This is a genomic window from Metabacillus mangrovi (assembly GCF_009711125.1).
Classification (GTDB): Bacteria; Bacillota; Bacilli; order Bacillales; family Bacillaceae; genus Metabacillus_B; species Metabacillus_B mangrovi.
Genome location: NZ_WMIB01000003.1, coordinates 135,790 through 150,874 on the forward strand (window position 1 = coordinate 135,790; position 15,085 = coordinate 150,874).

At 48.6% G+C, this 15,085-nt stretch carries 14 protein-coding genes, 1 tRNA gene, 1 riboswitch and 1 other annotated feature; of the genes, 14 read left to right on the forward strand and 1 reads right to left on the reverse strand.

Going from position 1 to position 15,085, the window contains the following annotated elements; all coding sequences use genetic code 11:
• Positions 1-50: 50 nt before the first annotated feature.
• Together uvrC and GKZ89_RS05815 are read left to right on the forward strand one after the other, a co-directional pair.
• Positions 51-1,823 carry an excinuclease ABC subunit UvrC gene (gene uvrC, locus GKZ89_RS05810; protein WP_155111454.1) on the forward strand — a complete coding sequence of 591 codons (1,773 nt, stop codon included), beginning with the start codon at positions 51-53 and terminating at the stop codon, positions 1,821-1,823.
• Positions 1,824-1,888: 65 nt separating this feature from the next.
• Positions 1,889-2,064: riboswitch (Lysine riboswitch) on the forward strand.
• A 115-nt stretch (positions 2,065-2,179) separates the two neighbouring features.
• Complete coding sequence (locus GKZ89_RS05815; protein ID WP_162356532.1) at positions 2,180-3,412, forward strand: aspartate kinase; 1,233 nt, start codon at positions 2,180-2,182, stop codon at positions 3,410-3,412.
• Positions 3,413-3,465: 53 nt separating this feature from the next.
• Here the strand turns inward: GKZ89_RS05815 and GKZ89_RS05820 are convergent, their stop codons facing one another.
• Positions 3,466-3,921 carry a YslB family protein gene (locus GKZ89_RS05820; RefSeq protein WP_155111455.1) on the reverse strand — a complete coding sequence of 152 codons (456 nt, stop codon included), beginning with the start codon at positions 3,919-3,921 and terminating at the stop codon, positions 3,466-3,468.
• Positions 3,922-4,429: 508 nt separating this feature from the next.
• Here GKZ89_RS05820 and GKZ89_RS05825 point away from each other — a divergent pair.
• The 12 genes from GKZ89_RS05825 to ilvE all read left to right on the forward strand — a co-directional run bounded on the left by GKZ89_RS05825 (position 4,430) and on the right by ilvE (position 14,784).
• Entirely contained in the window at positions 4,430-5,038 is a 609-nt protein-coding gene (locus GKZ89_RS05825; protein ID WP_155111456.1) for a succinate dehydrogenase cytochrome b558 subunit, read from the forward strand.
• A gap of 31 nt (positions 5,039-5,069) precedes the next feature.
• On the forward strand, positions 5,070-6,833 hold the full coding sequence (gene sdhA / locus GKZ89_RS05830; protein WP_155111457.1) for a succinate dehydrogenase flavoprotein subunit: 1,764 nt from the start codon (positions 5,070-5,072) through the stop codon (positions 6,831-6,833).
• A complete protein-coding gene (sdhB, locus tag GKZ89_RS05835; RefSeq protein WP_155111458.1) occupies positions 6,830-7,591 on the forward strand; it encodes a succinate dehydrogenase iron-sulfur subunit in 762 nt (253 codons plus the stop codon). Before sdhA ends, sdhB begins: the two co-directional genes overlap by 4 nt.
• Before the next feature lie 246 nt (positions 7,592-7,837).
• A complete protein-coding gene (gene gerE, locus GKZ89_RS05840; RefSeq protein ID WP_155111459.1) occupies positions 7,838-8,062 on the forward strand; it encodes a spore germination transcription factor GerE in 225 nt (74 codons plus the stop codon).
• A 144-nt stretch (positions 8,063-8,206) separates the two neighbouring features.
• The gene (locus tag GKZ89_RS05845) at positions 8,207-8,650 is read left to right on the forward strand and encodes a MarR family winged helix-turn-helix transcriptional regulator (protein ID WP_155111540.1); all 444 of its coding nucleotides are present in this window, start codon (positions 8,207-8,209) and stop codon (positions 8,648-8,650) included.
• Between the two features lie 9 nt (positions 8,651-8,659).
• Positions 8,660-9,481 (forward strand): glutamate racemase, encoded by an 822-nt coding sequence (gene racE / locus GKZ89_RS05850; RefSeq protein ID WP_155111460.1) that lies wholly within the window; start codon positions 8,660-8,662, stop codon positions 9,479-9,481.
• A gap of 439 nt (positions 9,482-9,920) precedes the next feature.
• On the forward strand, positions 9,921-10,979 hold the full coding sequence (locus GKZ89_RS05855) for a GerMN domain-containing protein (protein WP_155111461.1): 1,059 nt from the start codon (positions 9,921-9,923) through the stop codon (positions 10,977-10,979).
• A 98-nt stretch (positions 10,980-11,077) separates the two neighbouring features.
• Positions 11,078-11,836, forward strand: a complete 759-nt coding sequence (gene rph, locus GKZ89_RS05860; RefSeq protein ID WP_155111462.1) for a ribonuclease PH — start codon at positions 11,078-11,080, stop codon at positions 11,834-11,836.
• A 4-nt stretch (positions 11,837-11,840) separates the two neighbouring features.
• Positions 11,841-12,434 (forward strand): XTP/dITP diphosphatase, encoded by a 594-nt coding sequence (locus tag GKZ89_RS05865; RefSeq protein WP_155111463.1) that lies wholly within the window; start codon positions 11,841-11,843, stop codon positions 12,432-12,434.
• A 13-nt stretch (positions 12,435-12,447) separates the two neighbouring features.
• The gene (locus GKZ89_RS05870) at positions 12,448-12,963 is read left to right on the forward strand and encodes a metallophosphoesterase family protein (protein WP_155111464.1); all 516 of its coding nucleotides are present in this window, start codon (positions 12,448-12,450) and stop codon (positions 12,961-12,963) included.
• A 121-nt stretch (positions 12,964-13,084) separates the two neighbouring features.
• A tRNA-Arg gene (locus GKZ89_RS05875) sits at positions 13,085-13,161 on the forward strand.
• 717 nt (positions 13,162-13,878) lie between these two features.
• Positions 13,879-14,784, forward strand: coding sequence for a branched-chain-amino-acid transaminase (ilvE, locus tag GKZ89_RS05880; protein ID WP_155111465.1), 906 nt, complete (start codon positions 13,879-13,881; stop codon positions 14,782-14,784).
• A 13-nt stretch (positions 14,785-14,797) separates the two neighbouring features.
• Positions 14,798-15,041, forward strand: a binding site (T-box leader).
• Positions 15,042-15,085: the final 44 nt, after the last annotated feature.

Sequence of the window (15,085 nt, forward strand, 5' to 3'; positions counted from 1 at the left end):
TTTCATTCTATCGTACAATATAAGGCAAGAAACTGGATGGAAGTGGTGAAATGAAAGATAAAATCAGAGAGAAGCTGGCCCTTCTTCCCGATCAGCCAGGCTGTTATTTGATGAAGGACCGGCAGGGAACGATCATTTATGTAGGGAAGGCAAAAGTGCTGAAAAACCGGGTACGGTCCTATTTTACCGGTTCCCACGACGGGAAGACCCAGCGGCTCGTCAATGAAATCGAGGACTTTGAATACATCGTGACTTCTTCCAACATCGAAGCGCTGATCCTCGAAATGAATTTGATCAAAAAGCACGATCCGAAATACAATGTCATGCTGAAGGACGATAAATCCTTTCCATTTATAAAGATTACAGGAGAGCGCCATCCCCGTCTGATCGTTACAAGAAAGATTAAAAAGGATAAAGGCAAGTATTTCGGGCCTTATCCGAATGTCCAGGCTGCAAGGGAAACGAAAAAGCTGCTGGACCGGCTGTATCCGCTGCGAAAGTGCAATACGCTGCCGGACCGTGTATGCCTTTATTATCATATGGGCCAATGTCTGGCACCATGTGTGTATGATGTGACCGCAGAGACAAACCGGAAAATGGTCGATGACATCAGCAGGTTTTTAAACGGCGGCTATAAGCAGATCAAAGAAGATTTGACTGGGAAAATGTATAAGGCATCTGAATCCATGGATTTTGAGAGGGCAAAAGAGTACAGGGACCAGATCGTTCACATCGAAGCCACGATGGAAAAACAGAAAATGTCGCTTACCGATTTTGTGGACCGCGATATTTTTGCCTATGCCTATGATAAGGGCTGGATGTGTGTTCAGGTCTTTTTCATCCGCCAGGGGAAACTGATCGAGAGAGATGTGTCGATGTTCCCGCTCTACAGCGAGCCTGATGAGGAATTCCTGACTTTCCTCGGCCAATTTTATCAGCAGAGCAGCCATTTCCTTCCGAAGGAAATTATGATCCCGGACAGCGCGGATGCGGCCATGGCTGAACAGCTGCTGAACGTCCGTGTCCTTCAGCCGAAGCGCGGCGCCAAAAAGGATTTGCTTTTGCTGGCCCATAAGAATGCCAAGATTGCACTGAAGGAGAAGTTTTCGCTCATTGAACGGGACGAGGAACGGACCATCAAGGCGATCGAAAACCTTGGGGAAACGCTCGGCATTTCTGTTCCGCTGAGAATTGAAGCTTTCGATAACTCCAACATTCAGGGAACCGATCCGGTTTCAGCCATGATTGTTTTCATCGATGGCAAACCGGCGAAAAAAGAGTACAGGAAATATAAAATCCGGACGGTTACAGGCCCGGATGATTATGAATCCATAAGGGAGGTCGTCAGAAGAAGGTACAGCCGTGTGCTGAAAGAAAATCTGCCGCTTCCTGATCTCATTATTATCGATGGCGGAAAAGGACAGATTTCAGCAGCCAAGGATGTACTTGAAAATGAGCTCGCCCTGGAAATCCCGGTTTCCGGCCTCGTGAAGGATGACAAGCACCGCACATCCAATCTGATGATCGGCGATCCGCTTGAGCTCGTCCAGCTGGAGCGGAATTCCCAGGAATTTTATCTGCTTCAGCGCATCCAGGATGAGGTGCACAGGTTTGCCATTACCTTTCACCGGCAGCTCCGCGGAAAAAATGCAATCCAGTCGATCCTTGATGAGATCCCTGGAATCGGGGAAAAACGCCGCAAAATGCTGCTGAAGCATTTCGGCTCTGTGAAAAAAATGAAGGAAGCCACGATCGATCAGATCAAGGAAGCGGGCGTTCCTTATGCAACGGCTGAACTCATTTTTGAGAAACTGAAGGAATAGTCTTGTGCTTTTCCGAATCGTTTGCTAAAATACAAACTAATTCAATACGGTCGTTTAGTTCGTTAAATGACGATAGAGGTGCGAACTTCATCAGTAGGCATAAGCAGGAAAATGGATTCCGTTATGTATGCCGAAAGGGGAGGGTCGCCGAAGGAAAGCCGGTGCCATTGCCGATTTTTCTGGTTTTGCATTGAACAAATGCAGGGCTGTCAAGAGTAAATCTTGGAGAGCTATCTCATTGTATGAGCGAAGAACTCTTTTCGTTTATGCAAGCAATGGGATATCCCATTGCTTTTTATTTTGTGCTCTTATCGGAAGAACTTGCGATACACCATTAGTGAAAAGGGAGCGATACCGTGGGACTGATCGTGCAAAAATTCGGCGGAACATCCGTCGGATCTGCAGAAAGAATTTTGAATGTTGCGAATCGGGTCATTCAGGAAAAAGAAAGAGGCCATGATATCGTAGTGGTCGTGTCCGCTATGGGGAAGACCACGGATCAGCTCGTCTCTCTTGCGGACGAAATTACGTCCAAACCAAGCAGGCGGGAAATGGATATGCTGCTGACCACCGGAGAACAGGTGACCATCGCACTGCTGACAATGGCCCTGCAGGCAAGGGGCTATGAAGCTGTTTCTTATACAGGGGCACAGGCAGGAATCGTTACAGAGTCCCGTCATGGCAATGCGCGGATCACACAGATTAACGATGAGAAAATTTCTGAAAATCTGGCTGAAGGCAAAATCGTTGTAGCGGCCGGGTTCCAGGGAATGGATGAACACGGAGAAATCACGACTCTTGGAAGAGGGGGGTCTGATACAACAGCTGTTGCACTGGCTGCAGCGCTGAAGGCGGACAAGTGCGATATATACACGGACGTAACAGGTGTCTATACGACTGATCCGCGCTATGTAAAAGGAGCCCGCAAACTTGCAGGTATTTCCTATGATGAAATGCTCGAGCTCGCCAATCTTGGTGCCGGCGTTCTGCATCCGAGAGCCGTAGAATTTGCAAAAAATTATCACGTTCCACTGGAAGTGCGGTCCAGCATGCACGAAGAACGGGGAACGCTGATCGAGGAGGAAAGTACGTTGGAAGAGAATTTAATTGTAAAAGGCATTGCTTTTGAAGACCAGGTAACACGGGTGACCGTCTGCGGACTGCCAAACAGGCTTCAGACACTCTCCACCATTTTTACAACGCTTGCCGGCAAGGGCGTAAATGTGGATATCATTATCCAAAGTGTGACGGATCAAGACCACGCTTCGATTTCCTTTTCCGTCAAAACCGCCGATCTTGAGGATACGATTGAAATCCTGGAAAAAAACAAAAGCATGCTGAACTTCAGCAAGATTGAATCGGAAAAAGGATTATCAAAGGTTTCGATCGTCGGATCCGGAATGGTTTCCAACCCGGGAGTTGCAGCCGAAATGTTCTCGGTTCTGGCGGAGGAAGGCATTGCAGTGAAAATGGTCAGCACTTCTGAGATTAAAGTATCGACTGTCGTGAATCAGGAAGACATGGTGCGCGCCGTCGAGTCGCTTCATGAAGCATTTGAGCTTTCCGGGCGGAAGGCCTCTATTTCATAAACGAAAAAAACAGGAAGCGAAGCTGTCCTGTTTTTTTCTTTGCCTGTACACATTCATTCAGAAATGGAATCTTTTTTATCCCATTTTACCGACAGGACGACCTTTCCGGTGCGGCGCTTCACCTGCTCGTAGCCTTCCGCAGCGAAATCACCCTGTCTCTGGATCTGCTCTGCCAAAAAACCGGCCTCCATTAAAAAGGAAGGTTCTTTTTGGGTCTGCATCCTCTCTTGTATGAGGCTCGATTTTAATTCAAATTCCATTTCGCCCTGCTTTCTGTGCAGCAGCTCAAGTTCTCCCCATCCGGCCTGGATGAAAAACGGGATCAGGTCCTCCGCTGTTTCGAGCGGATAGCGCCTGGCAAGCTTTCTTCCTGCCCAGTAAAGCATGGCTGGATAATCCTGTCCGAGCAATTCGGGGAGGAGGACTTCGCGGAGGATCTCGCTGCTGAAAGCCGGAACCTGAAGCTCCTCCAAAGCGGCAGCATCTGGTTGATTACGGTTATTTTTCATATTCTTTCCCCTCTTTCTAAGGCCATTATATCTCAAGTGAAGGGGAGATTAACATGAAATAATAGGAAGAAGGAGGGGAAATCCCTGAACTCGCCGGCAGGAGCCGGATGCGTAAACGGATCCCCGATTTCAATGCCGCAAAATTAAATATATTGATAAAGTTAATTTAGTAGAAAGAAAGTACAATTCGGAAAATTGTAATTTATGAACACGTTTTCTTGACGCTCTATAAGGTTAGGAGTAAAATGAATTTGTCACATTTTATCAGTTTGAAGCTTGTTTTCTCGGGGTAAGTTAAAAGTTTCCAATAGCAGATTGCCAGTTTGGAATTTTGCTGTCTGCTTTCTTTAAAAATGAGAAAACAGACGGTCTTCCGGGAAATAATTTCCGGGGAAATGCTATTTCAGTAGCTTGCCATAACGCAGACTCCCCCCGGGTTCCAGACTGAAAAATGGGATGGCAGAACCCAATATAACGAGACAACTTAAACGTAGGGGGTAAAAGATTTATGGCTAGTAATAATGAGTTCGCGCTGCGCAGGCTGCACTCGCTGCTGGGGGTCATTCCTGTAGGGATCTTCCTGATTCAGCATCTTGTCGTCAACAACTTTGCCACAAGGGGCGAAGAAGCATTTAATGAAGCGGCCCACTTTATGGAAAGTCTTCCATTCAGGCTCCTCTTGGAGACGGTAATCATTTTCCTTCCGCTATTATTCCACGCTATTTATGGTGTTTATATTGCATTTACAGCGAAGAACAATGCTTCCCGGTACGGCTACTTCAGGAACTGGATGTTTGTCATGCAGCGTGTGACAGGAATCGTAACGTTCGTCTTCGTCGTTTGGCACGTATGGGAAACGAGGATCGCCGCGTTTTTCGGAGTTCCGGTGAACTTTGATATGATGGCAAACATCTTCAGTAACCCATGGATGATCGCCTTTTATGTAATCGGTGTCGTATCCACTGTATTCCACTTTGCCAATGGCCTATGGTCTTTCCTGGTTACATGGGGAGTCACAGTTACCCCGCGTTCCCAGCTGATTTCAACATACGTTACGCTTGCGATTTTCGTTGCTCTTGCGTACGTGGGTGTTTCGACCATTTTTGCATTCGTTTAATAAGCAGACGTCAATCGAGGGAGTGGGCTAGATGAATAACAATCGGATTATCATCGTCGGCGGAGGTTTAGCCGGTCTGATGGCTACAATAAAGGCTGCCGAAAAAGGCGCCAGTGTCGACCTGTTTTCACTTGTTCCTGTTAAGCGTTCTCATTCTGTATGCGCACAGGGCGGAATCAACGGGGCAGTAAATACAAAAGGGGAAGGCGATTCTCCTTGGGAACACTTTGATGACACCGTTTACGGCGGTGATTTCCTCGCGAATCAGCCGCCTGTTAAAGCGATGTGTGAGGCTGCGCCTTCCATTATCCATCTTCTGGACCGTATGGGCGTAATGTTCAACCGCACACCTGAAGGGCTTCTTGACTTCCGCCGGTTCGGCGGCACTCAGCATCACCGTACAGCATTTGCAGGTGCTACAACCGGACAGCAGCTTTTATATGCATTGGATGAGCAGGTGCGCCGCTATGAGGTAGCCGGGCTTGTCCGGAAATTTGAGGGCTGGGAATTCCTTGGAGCCGTGCTTGATGATGACCGTGTCTGCCGCGGCATTACGGCTCAGAACCTTTCATCCATGGAAATTAAATCCTTCCGCTCTGATGCAGTGATCATGGCAACGGGCGGACCTGGAATCGTATTCGGAAAATCTACAAACTCTGTGATCAACACAGGTTCTGCGGCATCCATCGTGTTCCAGCAGGGCGCCTATTATGCAAACGGAGAATTTATCCAGATCCATCCGACGGCTATTCCGGGAGATGACAAGCTGCGCCTGATGAGTGAATCGGCCCGCGGTGAAGGCGGACGGGTATGGACTTATAAGGACGGAAAACCGTGGTACTTCCTTGAAGAAAAATATCCGGCTTACGGAAACCTCGTACCGAGGGACATCGCAACGAGAGAAATTTTTGATGTATGCGTGAATCAAAAGCTCGGGATTAATGGAGAAAACATGGTGTACCTGGATCTTTCCCATAAAGATCCGAAAGAGCTTGATATCAAGCTCGGCGGCATCATTGAAATTTATGAGAAATTCATGGGAGACGATCCGCGCAAAGTGCCGATGAAGATCTTCCCGGCCGTTCACTATTCAATGGGCGGACTATGGGTCGATTACGACCAGATGACAAACATTCCGGGTCTTTTCGCTGCCGGAGAATGCGATTACTCGATGCACGGGGCAAACCGTCTGGGAGCGAACTCCCTGCTTTCAGCCATTTACGGCGGAATGGAAGCCGGTCCAAGTGCAGCTAGATATATCCAGGGTCTTGAAACCTTCGCGGAGGATCTTCCTTCCACAATCTTTGAACGCCATGAAAAAGAGGAACAGGCAAAATGGGATGGCATCATGAGCATGGACGGAAACGAAAATGCCTATGTTCTGCATAAAGAGCTTGGTGAGTGGATGACGGATAATGTAACAGTGGTCCGCTACAATGACCAGCTGCTGAAGACAGATGAGAAGATCCAGGAGCTTGCCGAGCGCTATGAGCGCATCAACATCAACGACACAGCAAAATGGAGCAACCAGGGCGCTGCTTTCACACGCCAGCTCAAAAACATGATCAATCTGTCCCGTGTGATTACTCTCGGAGCTTACAACCGGAATGAGAGCCGCGGAGCCCATTATAAACCGGACTTCCCGGAACGGAATGACGAGGATTTCCTGAAGACGACAATGGCTAAATTCACAGGTGATCACCAGGCACCTGCCCTGCATTATGAAGAAGTGGATACCTCCCTGATCGCACCAAGGAAAAGGGATTATTCCAAAAAGAAAGGAGTAAAAGCATGAGCGAGAAAAAAATCATCCGGTTCATCATTTCCCGCCAGGATTCTCCAGAAGCCGCTCCTTACGATGAAGAATTTGAACTGGAATACCGCCCGAACATGAATGTGATTTCAGCTCTTATGGAAATCAGGAGAAATCCTGTTAACTCCAAAGGCGAGAAGACTACTCCGATTACATGGGATATGAACTGTCTGGAGGAAGTGTGCGGAGCCTGTTCGATGGTCATCAACGGCAAACCGCGCCAGTCCTGTACAACACTCGTCGATCAGCTCGAGCAGCCGATCCGTCTTGCGCCGATGAAGACCTTCCCGGTCGTTCGCGACCTTCAGGTTGACCGGAGCAGAATGTTCGACTCCCTCAAAAAAGTGAAAGCGTGGATCCCGATTGACGGAACGTACGATCTTGGCCCGGGGCCGCGTATGCCTGAAAAGAAACGCCAGTGGGCGTATGAACTGTCTAAATGCATGACGTGCGGTGTCTGTCTTGAGGCGTGCCCGAACGTGAACAGCAAATCGAATTTCATCGGGCCTGCACCGATTTCCCAGGTCCGCCTGTTCAATGCCCATCCAACGGGCGCGATGAACAAATCAGAGCGTTTGGATGCTCTGATGGGAGATGGAGGCCTGCAGGATTGCGGGAATTCCCAAAACTGTGTACAGGCTTGCCCGAAAGGCATCCCGCTTACAACTTCCATCGCTGCCCTGAACAGAGACACAAACCTTCAGGCATTCCGGAACTTTTTCGGAAGCGATCAAGCATAATATCAAGCAGTCCGCCGATCCAGCGGGCTGTTTTTTTCTGTGAATGAGCCAATAAAAAATTCACGAAGAGGGGTTTAAATGAAAGAATCTTCGTCCAGCCCGGGCGCAGTTTTTCTGTCCTGAAAAAATGGACGCCCCATTTTTTCAATTCAGTCACCGCCATGCCTGAAAGCACATACTATAATTTGACTAATCGGATACCCAAGTGCAAGCGCAGCTCTCACTTAGCAAGGAGGGTTACAATAATTGAAGGACAACGAATTTCAATCTAAGCCACTGCTCACGAAAAGAGAAAGAGAAGTTTTCGAATTGCTGGTACAAGACAAAACAACAAAAGAAATAGCAGGAGAGCTCTTTATCAGTGAAAAAACAGTTCGAAACCATATTTCGAATGCAATGCAAAAGCTTGGGGTCAAGGGGCGTTCACAAGCGGTTGTAGAGCTCCTTCGAATGGGCGAACTTGAGCTCTGATTTACTGCCGGCCGGCCTACCCGTAGGACCGCCCGGTTTTTTTATGTTCATTCTGTCTCTGCGGTTGCAATTTTTCCTCAAAACAAGGAAAATAACAAAAGGAAACAGTCTTGTTTCCAATGCAAATGAGCGGGGTCGATGATGATGAACCATCCAGCCGTTTCCGGCCATGTAGCAGATATCGAAAAACTTCTCAGAAGGATTTCGGGAAACATTAAACAAAAAGGCAGAGAAATTCTGCATCCATATCAAGTCACCCCACCCCAGTTCGTCGCCCTGCAGTGGCTTCTGGATCATGGGGATATGACGGTTGGTGAACTCGCCGGCCGGATGTACCTCGCCTGCAGTACGACAACGGATCTTGTTGACCGGATGGAGAAGGCAGGCTTTGTGGAGCGGATCCGTGATGCAAACGACCGCAGGGTTGTAAGAGTGCATTTATTGGAGGAAGGCGCACGGATTATAGAAGAAGTAATCGAAAAAAGGCAAAACTACTTGAGCGACCTTCTTGTTCATTTTGATGAATCCGAAAAGCTGAGCTTTGAACGTCTCCTGAATAAACTGCAGCAGGAAATGAAAGAAGAATGAGGCGATTTTTTGAATAGACCGATTGGAGTCATCGATTCCGGAATCGGCGGCTTGACCGTAGCAAAAGAAATGATGCGGCAGCTGCCAAGAGAAGAACTGATTTATGTGGGGGACAGCGAGCGCTGTCCATACGGGCCACGCCCCGAATCAGAGGTTTTGCAGTACACCTGGGAGATGACAGACTATCTCCTCACTGCCCACAATATTAAAATGCTCGTCATTGCGTGCAATACTGCGACAGCGATTGCCCTGGAAGACATCAAAAGCAAAGTGGACATTCCCGTGATCGGCGTCATTCAGCCTGGAGCGAGAACCGCCATCAAGCTGCAGAGAAATGACCGCATCGGTGTCATCGGCACAGTCAACACAGTGAAAAGCGGTGCTTATGAAGAGGCGCTCAAATCCCTGAAAGAAACTGTAGAGGTGACAAGCCTTGCGTGTCCGGAATTTGTTCCGCTTGTCGAGAGCGGCAAGTACGAAGGCGAACTGGCAAAAGAAATCATCCGCCAGTCTCTTAACCCTTTAAAAGAGCTCTCTCTCGATTCACTTATCCTCGGCTGCACGCATTATCCGATCTTGAGGCCGCTGATCGAAGAATACATGGGCCCTCAAGTGAAAGTCATCTCTTCAGGCGATGAAACCGCCCGGGAGGTAAGCACCATTCTTTCCTATCACCAGGCATTAAGCGAAACCGATGGCCGCAAAAATCACCGCTTCTACACGACCGGCCCCCGTGACCTTTTTGAAGGCTTCGCTTTAAAATGGTTCGATGAAGAAATCGAACATGTAGAAAGCATTGATCTGGAAGCTGCCCTGCAAAAATCCCGCTGAGTATGAGAGCGGGATTTTTTGTTTGGATGAGTGTGTGGGGGCATGTGCCGTGTGCCGTGCACTGACCCCACATTCGCTAAAGCACTAAACCTCCGTCCCCTGTATCCAGGAGTGCGGACAGGACAAGAGCTTGCCGGAAAGAACCTTATGCCCCCGCTGCTTTAAAGCAAGTGGGGTCAGAGCTGAGCACTGACCCCACATTCGCTAAAGCATTAAACCTCCGTCCCCTGAATCCAGAAGTGTGGACAGGACAAGTGCTTACTGGAAAGAACCTTGTGCCCCTGCTCCTTTAAAGCTGTGAGGGTCAGTGCACGATAAGTGCTCGGTGCACCCATCATTTTACACCTGCAGCCCGGACAAAATATTCCCATCACACTCTGCATAAAATCCCTTAAGGCTCGTATACATGGTAGTACAAACTGCTTCAGGGGGGATTATTATGCCTTTTACGAAAAGGTTGGCTGTAGCTGTGTCTTCAATTGCGGTGACTTCTGTAGTGCTGTCTGGCTGCGGTTTATTTGGCGGAGGGGAGCAGGCAGTCAAGGAAGTGGATCCGCTGCAAAAAGTAACTTATACAGATGGCGGGAAGGAAGATGCGAAGAAGGGTGAAGAAAGCTCCGAGAGTGTCGCGAGAGATATTTACCTGATTGATAAAAATGGCATGGTGGTGTCGCAGACGCTTCCGCTGCCAAAATCAGAGGGTGCGGCAAAGCAGGTGCTTGAATACCTGGTGGATGGCGGACCGGTCAGCAATCTCCTGCCTGATGGATTCCGGGCTGTTCTGCCGGCTGATACGCAGGTGCTTGGTGTATCCATCAAAGATGGAACGGCTGTTGCCGACTTTTCCAAGGAATTTGCCAACTACAAGCGGGAAGACGAACTGAAAATCCTGCAGTCCATCACCTACACACTCACGCAATTCGATGCGGTGAAAAAGGTGAAAATCTGGGTGAACGGTCATCCGCTGGATGAAATGCCTGTTAACGGCACACCGATTTCAGAGGATTTAAGCCGTGCAGACGGAATTAACCTGGATACATCCGATGTAGCGGATATTACGAATACGCGTCCTGTAACCGTCTACTTTTTAGGCGAAAATAAAGAAGGCACGTATTATGTGCCGGTTACAAGAAGGGTCGACAATAAAGAGAAGGACCCGGTTGCAGCAGCGGTAGGCGAGCTCCTCAAAGGCCCGTCCTCCCAAAGCGGTCTCCTTGATGAATTCCAGGGGAGTGTCCGGCTGAATTCCGATCCGAAGGTTGAGAACGGAAAAGTGACGCTCGATTTTAATAAATCCATATACAGCAGCTATGATGATGAAAAGAAAACCATCTCTGAAAGTGTGCTGAATTCCATTGTCCTTACCTTAACTGAACAGCAGGGGATAGAGACTGTTGCTTTAACGGTTGACGGAAAGGCTGAACTTCAGAACGAAAAAGGGGAGAAGCTTTCCAAGCCGGTTGCCCGCCCGGCGAATGTGAACACCGGTAGTTTTTAAAAGCGGATTTTTGATATACTATAAGAAGGAAGCAGAGAGGCAAGCTTATTATGAAGCTGCCTCTTATTTGCGGGTAATGGTGAACGGAGGTTTTTTTAATGAGAAGTGATGGAAGAAGCAGCAGCCAGATCCGGCCGGTAGTGATGGAGCCGGGATACATTATGCATCCTGAGGGCTCTGTGCTGATTTCGGTAGGAAACACAAAGGTTATTTGCAATGCAAGTATAGAGGACAGGGTTCCGCCGTTCATGAGGGGACAGGGGAAGGGCTGGATTACAGCTGAATACAGCATGCTGCCGCGAGCAACCGGGCAGCGTACGATCCGCGAGTCATCAAAAGGAAAAGTGACAGGAAGAACGATGGAGATCCAGCGTCTGATCGGAAGAGCGCTCAGAGCGGTAGTGGATTTGGACAAGCTTGGAGAGCGGACTATATGGATTGACTGTGACGTGATTCAGGCTGATGGAGGAACGAGAACCGCCTCTATTACAGGTGCATTTACTGCCATGACCATCGCGCTTGGAAAACTGGTGGAAAACGGTGTCCTTGCCGAACTCCCTGTAACCGGCTTCCTTGCGGCAACTTCAGTGGGGATCGACCCGGAGCTTGGTGAAATACTTGATTTAAATTACGTGGAGGATTCATCTGCAGAGGTAGACATGAACGTTGTTATGACCTCTGAGGGCAGGCTTGTGGAGCTTCAGGGAACAGGCGAGGAAGCGACGTTTTCGAGAAATCAGCTGAACCGGCTATTAGATCTTGCAGAAGAGGGTATACATACATTAGTTGAGCATCAGAAATCCGTTCTCGGTGATTGGGCATCTCACATTATCAAAAACCTTGAGAAAGAGGGATGATCATATGAGCCAAGTCATTATTGCAACGCGGAACGAGGGGAAAGCGGCCGAGTTCAAAACACTCTTTGAACCAAGAGGCATGCAGGTTGTCTCCCTATCGGATCTTGAAGGCCTTCCTGACGTGGAAGAAACCGGACACAGCTTTGAAGAAAATGCCATCCTCAAAGCAGAAACGATCTCCAAACTGACAGGAAAGCCCGTTATCGCAGATGATTCAGGCCTATCCGTTGATTCCCTGGGCGGAGACCCCGGAATTTACTCAGCCAGATACGCAGGCGAACAAAAAGATGATGCAGCCAATATCCAAAAGGTACTTGAAGGCATGAAAGAAGTAGAAAAAGATCAGCGCACCGCCCGGTTCAGATGTGCGCTCGCCATTGCAGCACCCGGGAAAGAAACGAGAACGGTCGAAGGATCGGTGGAAGGGTACATCACTGAGGAACCCGCAGGAACAAACGGATTCGGCTACGATCCGATTTTTCTCGTCAAGGATAAAGGGACGACCATGGCCCAGCTGACACAGGATGAAAAAAATAAAATCAGCCACCGGGCAATGGCAATGAAAAAACTGGAGAAGCTCATAACCGAGTATTTTTAAGGAGGAATGCAGATTGAAGGTACTCATCCTAAGCGATACTCACGGAATGATGGAAGATGAACTGAAAGAGGTGACGGAGCGCCATAGAGATGAGGCAGAAGCCATCATCCACTGCGGCGATTCCGAGCTGCAGGCAGATGACCCTGCCGTGACCCCGATGTGGATCGTAGGCGGAAACTGTGACTTTGACTCAAGACTTCCTGACGAACTTGTAAAAGAAGCGGGGCAGCACCGCTTCTTCATCGCACACGGCCATCTTCACTCTGTCAAGACAACACTCATGAACCTGAAATACCGGGCCCAGGAAGAAGGAGCCACCATCGTCTGCTTCGGCCACACCCACATCGCCGGAACGGAAATGAACGATGGCATCCTCTTCATCAACCCCGGCAGTCTAAGGCTGCCCCGCACACGTCGGGAAAGGACATATGCGATCGTGGAACTCACAGACAGCGAGGCAACCGTCATGTTTTATGATTTTTCAGGAAACCCTTTAAAAGAGCTGGAAAAATCCTTTCAAATTGCATAAAATGAAAAGGAGGAACCATTTCCTCCTTTTCCATAAAAAAATTCTAAAAGTTATTGACTTTACTATCTGAATAAAATATAATAAATCTTGTCGCTGAGGAACACAGCACACCAAACACACTGTCCCAGTAGCTCAGCCGGATAGAGCATACGCCTTCTAAGCGTACGGTCGGGAGTTCGAATCTCTCCTGGGACGCCATATTATTACATATACACCCTCTTTGCTGATGCAGAGAGGGTTTTTTTGTGTTTATGTAATGGCCGGGGTCAGTCCCGCAGTGCTTTAACGCAGCGGGGGAAGGAGACCTGACGCTGTGAGGCCATGCGCTGCAAGAGCTTCGGGAGTCGGTGCCGGAGCTTTAATTCGATAGAGAATGTGGGGACTGGCACCGTGCCAGTCCCCACATCCTTTAACGCAGCGGGGGACAGAGACTGGCAGGTTTAAGCCCTTGGGCAGCAAGGGTTTGCAAAGACGGTGCCGGAGCTTTAGTGCTTTATCAGAGTGCGGGTCTGACACCCGGCCAGCAACTCGTACCCACCCAATTCCGATTTTGATCCACCACTCCGCTTCACCCTCCAAAACACTTGCACAATATAACAACCATCCCATTTATCTCTGTCCCCAACGAAAATTCCCTGTCAGAAAAAATTCCAAAAAATTTGCCAAAATGCTTTTCCTATTGTGGCGCGGATGTAAGCGGATACAAGTTGTTTAATTAATCGAAATTATCAGTTAATTTAGAAAAAGGGTGTTGACTCACGGTTGGAACGGGCGTAAGATAGGTTCAAACATTAACATTACACGGTACTTAGAGAACTTAAAATCATCCATATAACTTCGTTATAGGATTTTTTTTACAACGTTTATTGTATTCATTTAAAGCGTCTTAACTTTAAAGGAAAGGTGTGACCTGGGATGAGTGATCAGTGGATCTTCTTAAACGGGGAATTTGTACGGAAGGAAGATGCCAAGATTTCTGTATATGATCACGGCTTCTTATATGGAGACGGAATTTTTGAGGGAATCAGGGTATATAACGGGAACATCTTCCGCATGAAAGAGCATATGGACCGGCTGTATGAGTCGGGAAGATCAATTTTGCTCAACATGCCTTACAGCCAGAAAGAGCTGACTGAGCTGGTGATTAAGACGGTTGAGAAGAATGGATTGAGGGATGCCTACATCAGGCTGGTCGTATCGAGGGGACCTGGTGATCTGGGGCTCGATCCTTATAAATGCCCGAACGCAAATGTGGTCATCATCGTAGAGCCGCTGGCGATTTTTCCGAAGCAGCTTTATGAAACTGGAATCGATATCGTGACGGTGCCTACGAGGAGGAACCGGCCGGATGTCTTAAGTCCGAAAGTGAAATCCTTAAACTACTTAAATAACATTCTCGTGAAGATTGAAGCCCATCTCGCCAACGTGAGCGAAGCACTGATGCTGAATGATCAAGGATATGTAGCAGAGGGGTCGGCGGATAACGTCTTCATTTATAAAAAAGGGAAGCTGCTGACACCGCCAGGATATATCGGAGCACTGGAGGGAATCACCCGCAATGCGATCATCGATATTGCGAAGGAGCTCGGATACGACGTGGCGGAAGAGCCGTTCACACGCCATGATGTGTACACGGCAGAAGAAGTGTTCCTGACCGGGACGGCAGCAGAAGTGATCGCGGTTGTGAAGGTTGACGGCCGCGTGATCGGGGATGGCGTTCCCGGAGAGCATACGAGCCACCTTCTTAAGCAGTTCAGGAAGAAAGTAATTGAGGAAGGCGAGAAAGTAAACCTTCCGGATGAAAATCTGCATGTAAGCTGAGCCTAACCAAATAGGTAAAACAATGATGGGGATAAGTAGCTGTCCAGATCAGCCATCACCAGAGAGCCGGGTTGCTGGAAGCCGGCGCTGGCCCTGGCAGCGAACTCGCCCCTGAGTGCCTCTTTGAAAAAAGTAGAAGAGGCCGGGTGCAGCCGAAGCACTCGTTATTAAAACGAACATTTTTTGTTCCTGAGATGGCCCGCAGGCCATGAAAAAGGGTGGTACCGCGCAGAGGAATGAACCTCTTCGCCCCTTTGATCCGATCAATCCGGGTCTTATGAGGGGTGGAGAGGTTTTTATA